The 17,366-nt window shown below is 64.1% G+C and carries 17 protein-coding genes; 5 read left to right on the top strand and 12 right to left on the bottom strand.

Translation table 11 applies throughout. The features are described 5' to 3' along the window. Window position 1 precedes the first annotated feature (1 nt). Window positions 2–853, bottom strand: coding sequence for a MurR/RpiR family transcriptional regulator (locus ACWKWX_RS25135; protein WP_416427542.1), 852 nt, complete (start codon window positions 851–853; stop codon window positions 2–4). 213 nt (window positions 854–1,066) lie between these two features. Here ACWKWX_RS25135 and zwf point away from each other — a divergent pair, with 213 nt between their 5' ends. From zwf to ACWKWX_RS25150, 3 genes are read left to right on the top strand one after another with little or no spacing between them, the layout of a single operon-like run. Beyond that, window positions 1,067–2,536: a glucose-6-phosphate dehydrogenase gene (zwf, locus tag ACWKWX_RS25140; protein WP_416422674.1), complete on the top strand. Its 1,470-nt coding sequence runs from the start codon at window positions 1,067–1,069 to the stop codon at window positions 2,534–2,536. Next, window positions 2,523–3,236: a 6-phosphogluconolactonase gene (gene pgl / locus ACWKWX_RS25145; RefSeq protein ID WP_473005495.1), complete on the top strand. Its 714-nt coding sequence runs from the start codon at window positions 2,523–2,525 to the stop codon at window positions 3,234–3,236. The genes zwf and pgl overlap by 14 nt, the downstream gene beginning before the upstream one ends. A 17-nt stretch (window positions 3,237–3,253) precedes the next feature. Further along, a complete protein-coding gene (locus ACWKWX_RS25150) occupies window positions 3,254–3,931 on the top strand; it encodes a bifunctional 4-hydroxy-2-oxoglutarate aldolase/2-dehydro-3-deoxy-phosphogluconate aldolase (protein WP_416422676.1) in 678 nt (225 codons plus the stop codon). Between the two features lie 78 nt (window positions 3,932–4,009). Here ACWKWX_RS25150 and ACWKWX_RS25155 read toward each other — a convergent pair whose 3' ends face one another. Further along, window positions 4,010–4,246 (bottom strand): DUF3820 family protein, encoded by a 237-nt coding sequence (locus ACWKWX_RS25155; RefSeq protein ID WP_483829219.1) that lies wholly within the window; start codon window positions 4,244–4,246, stop codon window positions 4,010–4,012. 204 nt (window positions 4,247–4,450) lie between these two features. Here ACWKWX_RS25155 and ACWKWX_RS25160 point away from each other — a divergent pair, with 204 nt between their 5' ends. Further along, complete coding sequence (locus ACWKWX_RS25160; RefSeq protein ID WP_416422677.1) at window positions 4,451–4,906, top strand: ferritin-like domain-containing protein; 456 nt, start codon at window positions 4,451–4,453, stop codon at window positions 4,904–4,906. Window positions 4,907–4,983: 77 nt separating this feature from the next. Here ACWKWX_RS25160 and ACWKWX_RS25165 read toward each other — a convergent pair whose 3' ends face one another. The 7 genes from ACWKWX_RS25165 to ACWKWX_RS25195 form a co-directional block, all read right to left on the bottom strand. Beyond that, the gene (locus ACWKWX_RS25165) at window positions 4,984–6,489 is read right to left on the bottom strand and encodes a sensor domain-containing diguanylate cyclase (protein WP_483829220.1); all 1,506 of its coding nucleotides are present in this window, start codon (window positions 6,487–6,489) and stop codon (window positions 4,984–4,986) included. 241 nt (window positions 6,490–6,730) lie between these two features. Beyond that, window positions 6,731–8,077, bottom strand: a complete 1,347-nt coding sequence (locus tag ACWKWX_RS25170) for an OprD family porin (RefSeq protein ID WP_483829221.1) — start codon at window positions 8,075–8,077, stop codon at window positions 6,731–6,733. A 205-nt stretch (window positions 8,078–8,282) separates the two neighbouring features. After that, on the bottom strand, window positions 8,283–8,504 hold the full coding sequence (locus ACWKWX_RS25175) for a hypothetical protein (RefSeq protein ID WP_416422680.1): 222 nt from the start codon (window positions 8,502–8,504) through the stop codon (window positions 8,283–8,285). Between the two features lie 123 nt (window positions 8,505–8,627). Beyond that, the gene (locus tag ACWKWX_RS25180; protein ID WP_473005496.1) at window positions 8,628–9,992 is read right to left on the bottom strand and encodes a heavy metal sensor histidine kinase; all 1,365 of its coding nucleotides are present in this window, start codon (window positions 9,990–9,992) and stop codon (window positions 8,628–8,630) included. Then, a complete protein-coding gene (locus ACWKWX_RS25185; RefSeq protein WP_008366030.1) occupies window positions 9,982–10,659 on the bottom strand; it encodes a heavy metal response regulator transcription factor in 678 nt (225 codons plus the stop codon). The genes ACWKWX_RS25180 and ACWKWX_RS25185 overlap by 11 nt, the downstream gene beginning before the upstream one ends. Before the next feature lie 9 nt (window positions 10,660–10,668). Continuing rightward, complete coding sequence (locus tag ACWKWX_RS25190; RefSeq protein ID WP_473005497.1) at window positions 10,669–13,770, bottom strand: multidrug efflux RND transporter permease subunit; 3,102 nt, start codon at window positions 13,768–13,770, stop codon at window positions 10,669–10,671. Continuing rightward, complete coding sequence (locus ACWKWX_RS25195) at window positions 13,767–14,930, bottom strand: efflux RND transporter periplasmic adaptor subunit (RefSeq protein WP_483829222.1); 1,164 nt, start codon at window positions 14,928–14,930, stop codon at window positions 13,767–13,769. Before ACWKWX_RS25195 ends, ACWKWX_RS25190 begins: the two co-directional genes overlap by 4 nt. Before the next feature lie 238 nt (window positions 14,931–15,168). On the opposite strand from ACWKWX_RS25195, the gene ACWKWX_RS25200 reads away from it, so the two are divergent. Further along, window positions 15,169–15,456: a hypothetical protein gene (locus ACWKWX_RS25200; protein ID WP_416422685.1), complete on the top strand. Its 288-nt coding sequence runs from the start codon at window positions 15,169–15,171 to the stop codon at window positions 15,454–15,456. A 3-nt stretch (window positions 15,457–15,459) separates the two neighbouring features. On the opposite strand, the gene ACWKWX_RS25205 is transcribed toward ACWKWX_RS25200, so the two are convergent. The 3 genes from ACWKWX_RS25205 to ACWKWX_RS25215 form a co-directional block, all read right to left on the bottom strand. Next, window positions 15,460–15,783 carry a hypothetical protein gene (locus tag ACWKWX_RS25205; protein ID WP_483829223.1) on the bottom strand — a complete coding sequence of 108 codons (324 nt, stop codon included), beginning with the start codon at window positions 15,781–15,783 and terminating at the stop codon, window positions 15,460–15,462. Window positions 15,784–15,862: 79 nt separating this feature from the next. Next, complete coding sequence (locus ACWKWX_RS25210; protein WP_473005501.1) at window positions 15,863–16,327, bottom strand: GNAT family N-acetyltransferase; 465 nt, start codon at window positions 16,325–16,327, stop codon at window positions 15,863–15,865. 7 nt (window positions 16,328–16,334) lie between these two features. Continuing rightward, complete coding sequence (locus tag ACWKWX_RS25215; protein WP_476294974.1) at window positions 16,335–17,234, bottom strand: chemotaxis protein; 900 nt, start codon at window positions 17,232–17,234, stop codon at window positions 16,335–16,337. Between the last annotated feature and the right edge of the window lie 132 nt (window positions 17,235–17,366).

Here is a 17,366-nt window from a genome sequence, read left to right on the forward strand (position 1 = left end):
GTTACTCATCCATGGGATAGCGGCTGGCGTTCAGGCTTTCCTTGATCTTGCGCAAATGCGGCTGGAAGTCCGCGCCGCGACGAAGGGTCATGCCGGTGGCCAGTACATCGAGTACGGTTAACTGAATGATCCGCGAAGTCATCGGCATATAGATGTCGGTGTCTTCGGGCAGCGGAATGTGCACGCTCATGCTGCAGGCCTTGGCCAGCGGCGAGTCCTTGGCGGTCAGGCCCAGCACCGAGGCGCCGTTCTCCCGCGCCACGCGGGCCACCTCCACCAGCTCGCGGGTGCGGCCGGTGTAGGAAATGATCACGAACAGTTCACCGGTGTGCGCCACCGACGCCAGCATCCGTTGCATCAGCACATCGGCATGGGCCGACACGGCCAGGTTGAAACGGAAAAACTTGTGCTGGGCGTCCAGCGCCACCGGCGCCGAGGCGCCCAGGCCAAAGAAGTGGATCTGCCGGGCCTGGATCAACATGTCCACGGCGCGGCTGATCAGCTGCGGATCCAGTTGCTGGCAGGCACTGTCCAATGATGCAATGGCGCTGCCAAAAATCTTCTGGGTGTACGCGGCCGGATCGTCGTCGGCTTCCACGGCGCGGCTGACATAGGCAGCGCCGCTGGCCAGGCTCTGGGCCAATTGCAGTTTCAGCTCGGGGTAGCCGCTGACGCCGAACGAACGGCAGAACCGGTTGACCGTCGGTTCGCTGACCGAGGCGGCCTGGGCCAGCGCGGCAATGCTGAAGCGGGTGGCTTGCTGGGGGTTGAGCAGGATGACTTCGGCGACCTTGCGTTCAGCCTTGTTCAGCTCTTCGAGGCGGCTCTGGATCTGCTCCAGGAGATTGCGCACGCGGTCCATGTTATGTCCTTGGGTCGAGGATGCAGCCAGTACAGCTGTCTGGCGCGGCTGTATTCACGGGTGGCCTATCGTACTGAGGGCTAGGTGCGATCACCACTCGAATCTGATCTACCGGGAAAATGTTGTGTTTATTACTACATTTTCCCTTGAATGGTGCCTTGAAAAAAGGTATTTCTAGTCTAACTTGATAAAAGAACAAACATCATGCCTTCGACTTCCGTAGAACCCTGCACTTTTGCCTTGTTCGGCGCCCTGGGCGACCTGGCACTGCGCAAGCTGTTCCCGGCGCTCTACCAGCTTGATCGAGCCGAACTGCTGCACGCTGACACCCGCATCCTGGCGCTTGCCCGTGAGCCGGGTACGCCGCAGCAGCACCTGGCCAATATCGAGGAACACCTGCGCCTGTTCGTTGCCAAGGCACAGATCGAGCCAGAAACCCTGGACCGCTTCCTGGCCCGGGTCACCTACGTGCATGTCGATTTCATGAACGAGGCTGACTACGTCAACCTCGCCGAACAGGTAGGGCCCAGCGAGCAGCTGATCGCCTACTTCGCCACCCCCGCGGCCGTGTACGGCGCCATCTGCGAGAACCTGCACAAGGTCGGCCTGGCCGACCGTGCCCGCGCGGTGCTGGAAAAGCCCATTGGCCACGACCTGGTGTCGTCGCGCCGGGTGAACGACGCCGTGGCGCAGTTCTTCCCCGAGAACCGCATCTACCGCATCGACCACTACCTGGGCAAGGAAACGGTGCAGAACCTGATTGCCCTGCGGTTCGCCAACAGCCTGTTCGAAACCCAGTGGAACCAGAACTACATTTCCCACGTGGAAATCACCGTGGCTGAGGAAGTCGGCATCGAAGGCCGTTGGGGCTACTTCGACAAGGCCGGCCAGCTGCGCGACATGATCCAGAACCACCTGCTGCAGCTGCTGTGCCTGATCGCCATGGACCCGCCTGCCGACCTGTCGGCCGACAGCATCCGCGACGAAAAGGTAAAAGTGCTCAAGGCCCTGGCGCCGATCAGCGCCGAAGGCCTGACCACCCAGGTGGTGCGTGGGCAGTACATCGCTGGCTACAGCCAGGGCAAGCCCGTGCCGGGCTACCTGGAAGAAGAGAATTCCAACACCCAGAGCGACACCGAGACGTTCGTCGCCCTGCGTGCCGACATCCGCAACTGGCGCTGGGCCGGCGTGCCGTTCTACCTGCGTACCGGCAAGCGCATGCCACAGAAGCTGTCGCAGATCGTCATCCACTTCAAGGAACCGCAGCACTACATCTTCGCCCCCGAGCAGCGCCTGCAGATCAGCAACAAGCTGATCATCCGCCTGCAGCCGGACGAAGGCATTTCCTTGCGCGTGATGACCAAGGAGCAGGGCCTGGACAAAGGCATGCAACTGCGCAGCGGGCCGTTGCAACTGAACTTCTCCGACACCTACCGCAGCGCGCGCATCCCCGATGCCTACGAGCGGTTGTTGCTGGAGGTGATGCAGGGCAATCAGAACCTGTTTGTCCGTAAAGATGAAATCGAATATGCGTGGAAATGGTGCGACCAGTTGATCGCCGGCTGGAAAAAGTCCGGTGATGCGCCCAAGCCTTACGCGGCGGGCTCCTGGGGGCCGATGAGCTCCATCGCACTGATTACCCGCGATGGGAGGTCCTGGTATGGCGATATCTGAACTCAAACTGCCAAGCGAAGTGGTCCCACGTGACTTCGCCAGTGCAGCGCTGCTGGCCGAAGGCCTGGCAGCCCATGTGGCCGAACAACTGCGCGGCGCCATCGAGCGCCAGGGTGTCGCTACCCTGGTGGTCTCCGGCGGCCGCAGCCCGGTGATGTTCTTCCAGTGCCTGGCGCGCCAGGCACTGGACTGGTCGAAAGTGGTCATCAGCCTGGCTGACGAGCGCTGGGTGCCGGTGGAGCACGCCGACAGCAACGCCGGCCTGCTCAAGCGCTACCTGCTGGTAGGCGCGGTGGCCAAGGCGCGTTTCGTCAGCCTGTACAACCCGGCCCAGAACCTGGAGCTGGCGGCGCAGGAAACCGACGCGCTGTTGGCCGAGCTGCCGGCGATCGACGTGCTGGTGCTGGGCATGGGCGACGACGGCCACACCGCCTCGCTGTTCCCCAACAGCCCGAACCTGGCCGAGGCGCTGGAGCCTGCCGGCAGCCGTCGCTGCCTGCCGATGCTGGCGCCGACCGTGCCGCACCAGCGCCTGACCATGAGCCGTGCCCTGCTGGCCAGCGCCCGCTACACCGCGCTGTCGCTGCAAGGGGCGGGCAAATTGAACACGTTGCGCGACGCGCTGGCGGGCGACGACGTTGCCCAGATGCCGGTGCGCGCGTTCCTACACTCCCCACTGGATATCTACTGGTGCCCCTGAGCCAAGGATCAGCCGCTATGACGACACTCGAAAAACAACAACTGGTGCAAAACCGCATGGCGGATAAAGTCGCCCTGATCGACAAGCTGGCCGCCAAGGCGAAGATTCTTCCGGTGATTACCATCGCCCGTGAAGAAGACATTCTGCCCCTCGCGGACGCCTTGGCGGCCGGTGGCCTGACTGCACTGGAAGTGACCCTGCGCTCGGAACTGGGCCTGAAGGCCATCCAGATCCTGCGCCAGGAACGCCCCGAGTTGATCGTCGGCGCGGGCACCGTGCTGGACCGCCACATGCTGGCCGCCACCGAGGCGGCGGGCTCGCAGTTCACCGTGACCCCGGGCGTGACCCAGGACATGCTCGAAGCCGGCGTTGAAAGCCCGCTGCCGCTGCTGCCGGGTATCAGCAGCCCGTCGGAACTGATGATGGGCTACGCCCTGGGCTACCGCCGCTTCAAGCTGTTCCCGGCGGAAGTCAGCGGCGGCGTGGCCGCCATCAAGGCCTTCGGCGGCCCATTCCCGTCGGTGCGCTTCTGCCCCACCGGCGGCGTAGGCCCGGCGAACCTGAAGAACTACATGGCCCAGCCCAACGTGATGTGCGTGGGTGGTTCGTGGATGCTGGAAAGCGCCTGGATCAAGAACCGTGACTGGGCGCGCATCCAGGAGTGCACTGCCGAGGCGCTGGCCCTGTTCGACTGAATTTGTTGCTTGCTGTTGATTGTTTTACGGCTTTTGGGGGCGCTTGGTCGGCGCCCCCTTTTTTTTGCCTGCGTTTTATCAGTACTTCGGCGCTGGGCGGTTGTGTTTCTTGCGCAAGGGCTCCAGCAGGTCGCTCAGGCCGTTGTGGTCAATTTCCTGCATCAGCGCCAGCAGGCCGCCCAATTCCCCTTTGGGGAAGCCTTCGCGGGCGAACCAGTTCAAGTAGGGGCCGGGCAAGTCGGCGATGATGCGCCCCTTGTATTTGCCGAAGGGCATTTCACGGGTAATCAATAATTCAAGTTTTTCCGGGTTCATGGATGGTAAATACCGGGGCGCAAAACAACGGTGAACAGAGTTGCATTCTGCATGAGGGCCAACGGCTGTTTCATGCAGAACGCGGTGTGGTGTCAATTCGTAAAAATCATAAGCTATTGAATTTAAACGATTTAATTAAATAAAAAAGATGGCACGAAGTCTGCGATATACCTCTGTAACCTTTCAACCCAGAGGGAATCGAAAATGTCTAATCCAACCAAAGAAGTTATCTCGGTACTCAACGACCTGATTCAGACCAGCAAGGATGGCCAGGAAGGTTTCAAGACCTGTGCGGAAGATATCAAGAATCCTGAGCTGAAGGCATTGTTCGTCAAGCGTTCCCAGGAATGCGCCCAGGCCGCAGGCGAACTGCAACAGGAAGTTCGTGCGCTGGGTGGTGATCCCGAAGACTCCACCAGCGTGGCCGGCGACCTGCACCGCCGCTGGGTGGACGTGAAGTCGGTGTTCACCGGCAAGGACGAAGAAGCGGTGCTCAATGAAGCCGAGCGTGGTGAAGACCACGCCATCAAGGCCTACAAGGAAGCCCTGGCCAAGCCGCTGCCGGCCAATGTGTATGCCATCGTCGAACGTCAGTTCCACGGTGTGCAGCGCAACCATGACCAGGTCAAGGCGCTGCGCAATATCGCACGCGCCAGCTGATACCTGAGCAGCCCCGAACGCCGGCCCCGTGCCGGCGTTTTTTTGCACCTGTAGCAGCGGCCGCAGGCCGCGTCCCCTCAGGCGACCGCTTTCTCGCAGAAGCCCACCTGGTTGCGGCCATTGGCCTTGGCCTGGTACAGCGCCAGGTCTGCCGCCGCCAGCAGGTCCTCCAGCTTCATGCCCGCCCCCGTGCGCCGGGTGCCCACGCCAATACTGACGGTCACCGGCTGGTCGTCGTCGGCGAACGGCGCCTGGCCCTCGATGGCGTTGCGGATGGTCTCGGCGATGATCAGCGCGCCATTGAGGTCGGTTTCCGCCAGCACCACCATGAACTCCTCGCCGCCGTAGCGCGCCGCCAGATCCGCGGGGCGGCGCACGCAGCCATGAATCACCTTGGCTACCCGTCGCAGGGCCTCGTCGCCACCGGGGTGGCCGTGGCGTTCATTGAAGGCCTTGAAGTGGTCGACATCAATCATCAACACCGACATGGGCTTGCCGCTGCGTTGTGAGCGTGCCCACTCGGTGCGCAGCGCGCGGTCCAGGCTGCGGCGGTTGGCCAGGCCCGTGAGGCTGTCGGTGGAGGCCAGGGTGGCCAGTTCGCGCTCGGCGCTGAGCCGCCGGCGCAGTTCGCGGCCCATCATCAGGCACAGCCACAGCAGCGCCAGGCACAGGGCTGCGGTGGCGGTGCCGACGAACAGAGCCGTGCGCCGCCACGAGGCGTAGACCTCTTCGGTGGACAGGGCGACGATCACCACCATGGGCAGTTGCCCCACCTTGGCGAAGATGTACAGGCGCTCCTTGTGGTCGAAGCTGGAGATGGAGACGAAGCTGCCGTTGCGCTCGCGCACCACGCGCTTGAAGTTGGGGCGCTGGCTGAAGTCCTGGCCGATCAGGTCCTGGCCAGGCACTTCCGGCTCGCGGGCCAGGAACAGCCCTTGCTCGCTGATCAGGTTGACGCTGCTGTCACGGCCGATGGTCAGGCGCTTGAACAGCTCGGCGAAGTAGTCCAGGCGCAGGGCGCCGGAGGCCACCCCGAGGAACTCGCCGCTGGGCGAGGAGATACGCCGGGCGAAGCTGATGCACCAGCCCAGGTTGCCGATGCGATCATGGAAGGGGTCGCTGATCTGCAGGCCGGCGTCGGGGTGGTCGCGCAGGTACTGGAAGTTGGGGCGGTCGCTGAAGTTGGCCTTGCGTGGCGGGTAGGCGCGCGAGTCGGCGACGATATCGCCCTGTGGCCCCAGCCACAGGATATCACCGCGGTAGGGGCCGGTAATGGCGGCGTCGAACAGCACCCGGTGCCGCAGGCTCTGCGGAATGCGTTGGTAGTCGGGATGCTGCGAGGCCTCGATCAGGCCCTTGAGTGACAGGTCGTAGAGTTCGACGTTGCGCTGCACGTCGATGTTGATCAGCTGCACGATGTTGTTCGCCGCCCGCGCGGCATCCCGTTCGGCGTTGGTATGTTCACGGGCCAGCAGGAACGTGACGATGGCAATGATGGCCAGGATCGTCAGCCCGCAGCCGATGTTCAGGTACCGCAGCGGGGCGCGGAGTTGCGGCCGCGAGGGTGGGTGGGAATGGCGCAAGATGGCGAACTCTGATCGGGTTTGTCGCCACGAACACGGGCGTGGGGCGCGCAAAGCGGCGGTATTCTAGGGGTGTGTATCAGAGCGGACAACCCGTCCGGCAGGATGATGGCAATTTGCCAGATGAACGGTTTGACTGAACAGTCAGACAATTTTCCTGATTTCTCAAGCCTTTCCGAGGTTTAGGCAGGAAACAAAAAGCCGGCATCAAGTGCCGGCTTTTTTATGAACAAACGTTTGATTAGAAGATGTTGATCGGGTAGTCGACGATTACGCGGTATTCGTCGGCGTTGTGGTCCACGGTCTTGTAGCCGTCGCCGCCACGGTTGGTGGCCCAGCGCAGGCGCACGCCCAGGTTCTTGGCCGGGCCTTCCTGCACCACGTACTTGAGATCGACGTCGCGTTCCCAGTGCTTGGCGTCCTTGCCGTCGGCGTTGTAGTAGTTGTAGCCCGAGTCCGCGTCCTGGGTAGCCTTGGTCAGGTCCATGGTGCCGCGGGTGTAGGACACTGCCGAGGTCAGGCCTGGCAGGCCCCAGCCGACGAAGTCATAGGCGTATTGCAGCTTCCAGGATTTCTCGCCCGGGGCGTTGAAGTCCGAGTACTGCTGCGAGTTGTCGAGGAAGATGCTGTCGCCGTCCTGGATATAGTCGAACGGCGTGTTGCCGTTGACCTTCTGCATCGACGCGGTCACCGTCTGGTGGCCCACGGTCACGCCCAGGTGCAGGCTGAAGGTGTTGTTGTCGATCGGGCCCAGCAGGGCCTGGCCGCTGTCTTCGGTGTGGTAGTAGTGGAAGCCGGGGTTCAGGCTGACCAGGTCATTGAGCGCCCAGGTGTAGTCCAGATCGTAGTAGTACTGGTTCCAGATGTCCTTGAGTTGCGAAGCGTACAGGCTGGTGGTCACGCCCGGCAGGCCGGTGTAGGTGCCGCCGGCCCAGTCCATGTGCTTGCTTTCCTTGCCGTCGGGCAAGGTGCCGTAGTAGGTGCCGATGCGGCCGTTGCCGCTCTGGTTGAACAGCTTGTCGAAGCTGACCTGGCCCGCGTCCAGGGTCAGGTGGTCGATGCTGGTGTTGGTCGCCTCGAAGCCGCGGAAGGTCATGGGCAGCATCCGGGTGGAGCCGCCGGCGATCACCGGGTTGTTGAGGAACAGGTCACCGGCACGGACGATGGTGTTGAACGCGCGCATTTTCACCGCGCCACCGGCCGAGGAGAACGAGCCTGGGGCGTCGCTGTACAGGTTGCCTTCCTTGGTGGTCGGCGACGTCGGCAGGATACTCGAGCCGCTGGTGCCGCCACCGCCGTCCAGTTTCAGGCCGAGCATGGCGTTGGCGTCGATACCGAAGCCCACGGTGCCTTCGGTGAAGCCCGACTGGAAGATGCCGATGAAGCCCTGGCCCCACTCCTTGCTGTCATTCTGGCCGTTGTGCCGATCATGGTTGAAGTAGTAGTTCTTCAAGTCCAGGGTCAGGCTGGAGCCGGCGATGAAGCCGTCCTGGTTGTTGGCCGCGGGGGCGTCGTCAGCGAACGCGGTACCGGACATCGTTGCAGCCAATGCAACGAACAAAGGGCTGAAGCGGAAAGTGGATTTCACTGTTTCTAAACTCCTTGGTAAATGTTTTTTAACTTTGGCAGTTGTTATTTTCATCAGCTCAGTTTTTTGTTGTTGGTAAAATCACGCGTAACTCTGTGTTTTCAAAAGACGAAAAAAAAGCCGCTGAAAGCAGCGGCTTTAAGATCAATCGCTTGGACAACCATCATCTAAGCAACGTCGAGGGAAAAGGGGTTCAATTCCAATTTCAGCTGTCCTTGGCGTCGCTCTGAGGCTTTACAGCCTGCGCCTGCTGAATATTCTGATGTTGCTGGGCCTTGAGCGCCACGGCCTCTTGATGCTGTTCGAAGTTGGCTTGAATAGCCGCGTTCCGCGCCGCGAAGGCTGGCGATTCTTCTGCCATGGCCAGCGGGGACAACATCAGGGAAGACAGGATAATAGCGCCGGCAATACCCAATGATTTGGACATTTTGGAAAACCTTCTTGCGTCTGCAAGTTCGTTGGTGTGCAACAAATATATAAAGCGAGGCGCCACGGAACAAGTGAAAATAAAGATAAGAGCCTTTACGAAACTTGTAACAGTGGCGCGCAATCAGGCGGGAAGGCTGATGCCAAAGGTGTTGGCGCCCTGTTCGCTGCGCACGAAAACGCTGCCACCGTGCATCAGCGCGATGGCCTTGACGATGGCCAGGCCCAGGCCGTGGTTGGCGCCGCTGTTGCTGCGCGAGGCGTCCACCCGGTAGAAACGCTCGAACAGCTTGGGCAGGTGTTCCTGGGCAATGCCGGGGCCGGGGTTGCTGACTTCAATGTGCACCTGGTCGCCGTGGGGCGTGATGCGCACGTCGATCTGCTGGCCGGCGGCGGTGTGCTGCACAGCGTTGTTGAGCAGGTTGATCAGGGCGCGGCGCAAGTGCGCGCGTTCGATGTGCACCTGGGCGTCGCCGCTCACGCGCACGCTGATCTGCGCGTCCTCGAGGATGAACTCCAGGTAGTCGACGGTGGTAGCCACTTCCTCTGCCAGGGAGCTGGCAGTCAGTTGCGTGGCCTTGCTGCCCTGGTCGGCGCTGGCCAGGAACAGCATGTCGTTGATGATGCTGCGCAGGCGCTCCAGCTCTTCGAGGTTGGACTGCAGCACCTCGAAGTAATGCTCGGCCGAGCGGCCACGGGTGAGCGCCACCTGGGTCTGGCCAATCAGGTTGGTGAGCGGCGAGCGCAGTTCGTGGGCGACGTCGGCGTTGAACGCCTCCAGGCGCCCGTAGGCCTGGTCCACCCGTTCCAGTGACGAGTTGAAGGCCATGACGAACTCGTTGAGCTCCGGCGGCAGCGGCGACAGTTGCAGGCGCCCGGACAGGCGCGGTGGCGCAAGCTTCTGCGCCTCGCGGGACAGGCTCACCAGCGGCCGCAACCCCACCCGCGCCACCCAGTAGCCCAAGGCCGAGGCCAGCAGCACGCCCAGGGCGGCGAAGCTGATCAGGGCAATCAACAGCGTGTGCTGGGTTTGCGAAAAGGTGTCGGTCTCGATGCCGGCCAGGAAGCGCAGCGGTGGCCGCTGGTCCACCGCCGGCAGGGCGTTCACCAGCACTTTCAATGGGTAGGCGTGCTCGGCCAGCACCAGGTCGCGCTTGCCCGGCCTGCCCAGGGCGAAGTCGCGCACCTGCGGGTCGGGGTGGCCGTATTCAAACGCCGGGTTGCCGCTGACCACCCAGAAATGCAGGCGGCGGTCTTCTTCTTCCAGCAAGTGCAGCTTGGCGACGATTTTCGCCCAGCGCTCGGGCGAGCCGTCGCGGGTCAGCACCGATTCCAGCACGCTGTAGCGTGCGTCCAACTCGGCCTCGGGCAGCAGCCCCAGGCTTTTGTCGACCTGGCGGTACAGGGCCCAGCCGATCAACAGGAAGATGACCATCGCCACCAGGGTGAACAGTGCGCTCAGGCGCACGGCGATGGAGTTAGTACTCACGCCGGCTCTCCAGCACGTAGCCCATGCCGCGGATGGTGTGCAACAGTTTTTCCTCGAACGGCCCGTCGAGCTTGGCGCGCAGGCGCTTGATCGCCACTTCGACGACGTTGGCATCGCTGTCGAAGTTGATGTCCCACACCAGCTCGGCGATGGCGGTCTTCGACAGGATCTCGCCCTGGCGCCGGGCCAGCACGCTGAGCAGCGAGAACTCCTTGGCGGTCAAGTCCAGGCGCTGGCCGGCGCGGCTGGCCTTGCGGCTGATCAGGTCGATCCACAGGTCGGCGACGCTGATCTGCACCGGTTCATGGCCGCCACTGCGGCGGGTCAGGGCCTGCAGGCGCGCCACCAGTTCGAGGAACGAGAAGGGCTTGCCCAGGTAGTCGTCGGCGCCTTCGCGCAGGCCGCGGATACGGTCCTCCACGCGCTCGCGGGCGGTGAGCATGATCACCGGGGTCTGCTTGCGCGCGCGCAGGGCGCGCAGCACGCCGTAGCCGTCGAGCCCGGGCAGCATCACGTCAAGGACGATCACCGCGTAGTCGCTTTCCAGTGCCAGGTGCAGCCCTTCGATGCCATCGGGGGCCAGGTCGACGGTAAAGCCTTGTTCGGTGAGGCCGCGGTACAGGTAGTCCGCGGTCTTTTCTTCGTCTTCGATAATCAGGATACGCATGGTCCGCTCTCAATGGCCGGCTGGCAGCGCCGCGGCAGGGGCCGCCTGGCGCCGATGGAACAGCCGCTCCAGCTGCAAGTATATGACTGGCGTGGTGAACAGTGTCAGTGCCTGGCTCACCAGCAGGCCGCCAACCACGGCCATGCCCAGGGGCTGGCGCAGCTCGGCGCCGGCGCCGAAGCCGAACATCAGCGGCAGGGCGCCCAGCAGGGCCGCCAGGGTGGTCATGATGATGGGCCGGAAGCGCGTGAGGCAGGCCTTGAAGATCGCGTCGTGGGGCGACAGGCCTTCATGGCGCTGGGCCTCCAGGGCGAAGTCGACCATCAGAATGCCGTTCTTCTTGACGATGCCGATCAGCAGCACCAGGCCGATCAGCGCCATGATCGAGAAGTCCTGGCCGCACAGCCACAGCATGATCAGCGCGCCAAGGCCGGCCGAAGGCAGGGTGGAGATGATGGTCAGCGGGTGCACGAAGCTTTCGTACAGCACGCCGAGGATGATGTACACCGCCACCAGCGCCGCCAGGATCAGCCACGGCTGGCTGGCCAGCGAACTCTGGAACGCCTGGGCGGCGCCCTGGAAGTTGCCGGTGATGGAGGCCGGCATGCCGATCTCGCTCTGGGCGCGGTTGAGGATCTGCACCGCATCGCCCAGCGCCACCCCAGGGGCCAGGTTGAACGACAGGTTGGCGGCCGGGAACATGCCATCGTGGGCAATGGACAGCGGGCCGATGCTGGGCGCGTCGACCCGCGCCAGCGCCGACAGCGGCACCATCTCATTGGTCAGCGGCGAACGCAGGTAGAAGAAGTTCAGGCTCTCGGCCTTGCCGCGCTGGGCCGCGTCCAGTTCGAGCACCACCTTGTACTGGTTGGTCTCGGTCTGGAACTCGTTGATCTGCCGTTGGCCGAAGGCGTCGTACAGTGCCTGGTCGATGTCGGCGGCGCTGATGCCGAAGCGCGCGGCGGCGCTGCGGTCGATGCTGATGTGGGTGATGCTGCCGCCCAATTGCAGGTCGTTGGACAGGTCGCGGAAAGCCGGCAGCGAGCGCAGTTTTTCGGTCAGTCGCTGGGCCCACAGGTTGAGGGTAGGGCCATCGTTGCTCTTGAGCACGTACTGGTACTGGGCACGGCTGGGGCCGGAACTGAGGTTGATGTCCTGGCCTGCGCGCAGGTACAGGACGATGCCCGGCACCTTGGCCAACTGCGGGCGCAGGCGGTCGATGAACTCGCTGGCCGAGACATCGCGGTCGCCGCGGTCTTTCAGGGCAATCCAGAAGCGGCCGTTGGCGATGGTCTGGTTGCTGCCGGTCACCCCCACCGAGTGGGAGTAGGCCTGCACGGCCGGGTCGGCACCGACGATCTTCGCCAGTTCCAGGTGCTTCTTGATCATGTCCGGGTAGGACACGTCCGCCGCCGCCTCGGTGGTGCCGAGCACAAAGCCGGTGTCCTGGATGGGGAAGAAGCCCTTGGGAATGAAGATGTAGCCGCAGATGGCCAGGCCCACCGACAGGCCGAAGATGCCCAGCATCAGCCGCTGGTGCGCCAGGGCCTTGCGCAGGTAGTGCTCGTAGCCGGCCAGCAGCCGCTCGCCGAAGCCGGGCCGGGCGTCGGCGTGGTGCACCGGGGCGCGCATGAACATGGCCGCAAGCGTGGGGGCCAGGGTCAGCGACACCACCACCGAGATGAGGATGGTGGAGGTGGCGGTCAGGGCGAATTCCTTGAACAGCCGGCCCACCACGCCACCCATGAACAGCAGCGGAATGAACGCCGCTACCAGCGAGAAGCTGATGGAGACCACGGTGAAGCCGATTTCGCCGGCGCCTTTCACCGCCGCCTCGCGCATGCCCTCGCCCGCTTCCAGGTGCCGGTGGATGTTTTCCACCACGACGATGGCGTCGTCCACCACGAAGCCCACGGCCACGACGATGGCCACCAGGGTAAGGTTGTTGAGGCTGAAGCCCAGCGCGTACATCAGCGCGAAGCTGGCCACCAGTGACACGCCCAGCACGCTGGAAACGATCAGCGTCGCCGACCATTGGCGCAGGAACAGCGCCATCACCGCCACCACCAGCAGCACCGCGATCAGCAGGGTGGTTTCCACCTCGTGCAGCGAGGCGCGGATGGTGCGGGTGCGGTCGATCAGCGTGGTGACCTGCACCGACGCCGGCATCATGGCTTGCAACCCGGGCATGGCGGCCTGCACCCGTTCCACGGTGTCGACGATGTTGGCGCCGGGCTGCCGGGTGATCACCAGGTTCAGGCCCGGCTGGTCGCCGGACCAGGCCTGCACGTAGGCGTTTTCCGAACCGTTGATGACTTTCGCCACGTCGGTCAGGTGCACGGGTGCGCCGTCCTTGTAGGAAATGATCACCTGGGAGTAGTCAGCCGGCTCGAACAGCTGGTCGTTGGCGGCAAAGGTGGAGACGCTGGAGTCGCTGTACAGCGCGCCCTTGGCCAGGTTCAGGCTGGTGTTCTGCAGGGCCACGCGCACGTCGGCCAGGGTCAGGCCGATGGCGGCCAGCTTGTCGGCCGAGGCCTGCACACGGATCGCCGGGCGCTGCTGGCCGGTGATGTTCACCAGGCCCACGCCTTCGATCTGGCTGATCTGCCGGGCCAGCAGCGACTCGGCGTAGTCGCTCAGTTCGGTGCCGGGCATCTGCGACGAGCTGATGCTGTAGATCAGCACCGGGCTGTCCGCCGGGTTGACCTTCTTCCAGGTGGGCAGGGTGGGCATGTCCTTGGGCAGCAGGCCGGCGGCGGTGTTGATGGCCGCTTGCACTTCCTGGGCCGCGGTGTCGATGCTCTTGCCCAGGGTGAACTGCAGGATCAGGTTGCTGGTGCCCAGGGCGCTGGTGGAGGTCATCTGGGTCATGCCGGGGATGGCGCTGAACTGCACCTCCAGCGGCGTGGCCACCGACGAGGCCATGGTCTGCGGGCTGGCCCCGGGCAGCGCGGCGCTGACCTGGATGGTGGGGAACTCGGCCTCGGGCAGGGGGGCCACGGCCAGGCGCGGGAAGGCGATGCAACCCAGCAGCACCAGGGCGAAGGTCAGCAGCAGGGTGGCCACCGGGTGGTCGATGCACCAGCCTGAAACGCCGCCGCGCACGCTCATGGCTGTGGCTCCACGGTGGTGTCGGCAACCGCTGGGGGTTGCTGCCTGACCACTTCGACGGTGCTGCCGGGCTTGAGCCGCGACTGGCCGTCGCTGACCAGGGTGTCGCCGGCGGCCACGCCGTCGATCACGGTCAGGCTGCTGTCCTGGTAGACCACCTTGACCGGCACCGACTCGACGCTATTGGCCTTCACCCGGTAGACGAAGTGGTTGTCGACGCCGCGCTGCACCACCTGGGGCGGTACCACCAAAGCGTTGTGCAGCAGCTCGCTTTGCAGGCTGACGTTCACCAACTGGCCGGGCCACAGGGCCTGGCCCTTGTTGTCGAACTGCGCCTTGGCGCGGATGGTGCCGGTGGTGGCCGACACCTGGTTGTCGATCAGGCTCAGGTGGCCGGTGCCCAGCAAGGTGCCGTTGTCGCTGTCGCCATCGACGAAGGCCTTCACCTGGGCCGGCTCGCTGCCGTGCACCAGGGCCTGCAGGGTGGGCAGGCTTTGCTGGGGCAGGGCGAATTCCACGGCGATGGGGTCGATCTGGGTCACGGTGAACAGGCCCTGGGTGTCGGTCACGCGCAGGAAATTGCCTTCGTCGACGCTGCGAATGCCCACGCGGCCGGTCACCGGCGAGCGGATCTGGGTGTAGGACAGCTGCACCTGGGCGGCGGCGATGCTGGCCTGGTCGCCCTCGATGGTGGCCTTGAGCTGGTCGACCAGCGCCTGTTGCTGGTCCAGGGTCTGGCGCGACACGCCGTTGTCGACGCTCAGGTCCTTGTAGCGCTTGAGGTTGACCCCTGCCACCTGCAACTGTGCCTGGCTCTGGCCCAGCTGCGCCCGGGCCTGGTCAAGGCTGGCGCGAATGGCGCGGTCGTCAATGCTGGCCAGCAGGTCGCCCTGCTTGACCCACTGCCCTTCCTTGACCGCCAGTTTGGCGAGGATGCCGTCGATCTGCGGGCGCACGGTCACGCTTTGCAGGGACTGCACGGTGCCAATGCCGGTGAGGTACTTGGGCACGTCCTGGCGGCTGACCTGCACCACGCGCACAGGGATGGGCGCGGCGGCCGCGACCTTGTGCGCCGGCTTTTTCCAGTACCAGAGGGCGGCGCCCAGCAGGGCAATGATGATCAGGGCCAACAGCAGTTTTCTTGTTATCGGTGTGCGCATGCGGGTGAGACGCCGGGGTCGTGGGCAGGGAAGGGGGATTGCTTCTCTTTATATAGCGGCAATCGGGTCGCGAGCATGACGGGTCGCTGTCAGTTTTGTCAGGAAAGCGGCGCTGGCCCGGTCAGGCGTTGAACGTAATCTCGGCTTTTTCCTACAAGCAAAAGGGAAACGCCCAATAGCGGTAACTTTTTGATACCGAGACACTTGGTTACGTTTTGTCCACCTGCAGAGGTTGCCCTTGAATCGCCCCCACCTGGGTAAATGGTTGAACCCCGTTGCGCTCGTGCTGATGCCGCTGCTGTTGGTGGTGCTGCACTACCTGCCGGTGGCGCCAGGCAGCAAGGCCTGGCTGGCCAGCCTGGGCGGCCTGGCGGTGTGCCTGGTGGCCCTGCTGCAGGATAACCCCTGGTTCAAGGCCTCGTTGTTCGCCAGCCTGTTGGCCAACGTGCTGTGCCTGGCGTTGCTGGGCAGCAGCGACAGGCTGCAGCCCTGGCTGGACCTGGTGTACCGGTTTGTCTGGCTGTGAAGCTCAGGGCTTGCGCACGCTGATGATCGAGTCCCACTCGCTGACCTGGGCGCGCTGCTGTTTCTTGTCGAACAAGCATAGTTCGCGGCCCTGGCGGTTCTTCATGTGCGCCTGGGGGTAGCGGCCCTGCAACAGCAGGGCGCTGTAGCCGACGCTGTCGTCGAATTCTGCGGGGCGGCCCACGGGCTGGCTGTCCTTGAGTTGGCTGGCCGCCACGCAGGCGTCGATCACCTGCTGGTCGTGGGCAGCCCAGGCTTCATCGCTGGAGGCCTGGGCGGTGGCGCACAGGCACAGCAGCAGAAGCGCGGAAAAGCGGGTGGTAGTCATCGGTAGCCTCGTTGGCGAAAGCGCGAAGTATGACCCAGGGCCAAGGCCGGTTTGCGGCCAGCATTGTTACTGAATATAGCTACTGACTATAGCGGCGCACCTCGGCCATGCCGGCGCGGGCATAAAGCCTCAGCGCGTTGGCATTGTCTGCCAGCAGGGTCAGGTCGACGAAGCCCTCGTCGCGGCGCCGGTAGGCGTTGAACAGGTCGTTGAGCAGGGCCAGGCCCAGGCCCTGGCGGCGGGCGTCGGGTTGCACGGCCAGGTGGCGGATGAAACTGCTGGTCCAGCCCATGGCGAACCCCGCCAGGCCGTCGGGGCCGTAGGCCAGCCGGCACAGGCGCGGGTCGAACTCGGGGTCGCTGGCCAGTTGTTCCAGCCAGGCCTGGGGCGTGCTGGTGGGTTCCAGTTGCTGCACGCTCAGCAGCAAGGCGTGGGCGGCTGCGGCAGCAGCAGGCTCCCAGGGCCGCAGTTGCACGCCGAGCGGCCACCGCACGGCGGCCTCGGCAATGCCCAGGGCCTTGCGCATCAGGATGCACTCGGCCATGGCGGTGTCAGTGGGGCACGCCGGCTACCGCGCGGGCGGCGCGGATCAGGCATTGGGTCAGCTCGGGCGACGAGAATTTGGTCAGCACGGCGTTGGCGCCGGCGGCCTGGGCCTTGTCGCTGTTCATCTTGCTGTCCAGCGAGGTGTGCAACAGCACGTAGAGGTCCTTGAAGTCGGGGGTTTCACGCAGGGTACGGGTCAAAGCGTAGCCGTCCATTTCCGACATTTCGATGTCCGACACCAGCACGTTGATCTGCTCGGCGGTGCCTTGCAGCTCCAGCAGGCGGTCGATGGCCTCGCGGGCGCTGCGCGCGGTGTGGCAGTCGATGCCCAGGTTGCGCAACGTCAGCAGCGACTGCTGCAGGGCCACCTGGCTGTCGTCCACCACCAGGATGTTGGCCTGGGCCAGCAGTTGCGCGTCTTCTTCGCTGAGTTGCTCGTGGCCGGCCTCGATGGGCGCAGGGGCGATGCCGTGGATGACTTTTTCGATATCCAGCACCTGCACCAGCGCGCCGTCCACCTGGGTGACGCCGGTGATGAACGACTTGACCCCGGCGCCGTAGGGCGGCGGGCGGATGTCGGTGGTCAGGCAGTGGACGATCTTGCTCACGCCCTGTACGTGCAGGCCCTGCTTGGAGCGGCTGATGTCGGTGACGATCAGGCAGCCGCCGCTGGGGTCCAGCAACGGCATTTCGCCGATGGCACGGCTGAGGTCGATCACCGACAGCGAGGTGCCGCGCAGGGTGGCCACGCCCTTCACGTGGGGGTGCGACTCCGGCAGGCGGGTCAGGGGCGGGCAGGGGATGATTTCACTGACCTTCAACAGGTTGATCGCCATCAACTTGCCGCTGCGCAAGGTAAACAGCAGGAGCGAGAGTGAATCTGCGCGGGCATTCTTGGACGACATGGGGACCTTCTCTGTCAGACCGGTTTCAATTCGATGCCAGGTTTATCGACCCGGCGCGGGCAGGCTTTAGGCCGGTGGGCGGTTGTTTGTCATCCTGGGGCTGCGTGGTGGCCGGGACGCGGCCCTGAGGGC

The organism is Pseudomonas imperatae (assembly GCF_057128625.1).